Raw genomic sequence first — 531 nt, 5'->3', positions numbered from 1 at the left:
GCCCGGCGAGACCGGCGTGCAGCCGGAATGGTTCTACAAGGGCAACGGCACCCAGGCGGTCGCCCCCGGCGATGCGCTCGTTTCGCCCTCCTTCGCGCTCGACGGCGGCGAGGAGCCGGAGATGGCCGGCATCTACGTGATCGCCGGGGACGGCACGCCGTTCCGCATCGGCTTTGCCGTCGCCAACGAGTTCTCCGACCACGTGACGGAGCGCATCAACTATCTCTACCTCGCCCATTCCAAGCTGCGTCAGGCGAGCTTCGGGCCGGAGATCCGCGTGGGGGCGGCGCCGGACGACATCCGCGGCTTCTCGCGCATCCTGCGCGGCGGCGAGGTTCTGTGGGAGAAGCCGTTCGTGTCGGGGGAGGCGAACATGTCGCACACTTTCGCCAATCTGGAATATCACCATTTCAAGTACAGCCTGTTCCGGATGCCGGGCGACGTGCATGTCCACATGTTCGGCACGGCGACGCTGTCCTTCGGCGACGGCGTGCGCACCGAGGCGGGCGACGTGTTCGAGATCGGCGCCGA

General features: G+C 67.4%; 1 protein-coding gene. It reads left to right on the top strand.

The window, feature by feature from the left end; genetic code table 11:
• The coding region (araD1, locus tag NNZ72_RS25400; protein ID WP_257318465.1) for an AraD1 family protein at window positions 1-531 on the top strand (531 nt) is incomplete at both ends.

Origin of the sequence: Shinella pollutisoli, assembly GCF_024609765.1 — a bacterium.
GTDB lineage: Bacteria > Pseudomonadota > Alphaproteobacteria > Rhizobiales > Rhizobiaceae > Shinella > Shinella pollutisoli.
The sequence above is the reverse complement of the archived record's forward strand: the minus strand, read 5'-3'. Positions and strand labels throughout refer to the sequence as shown.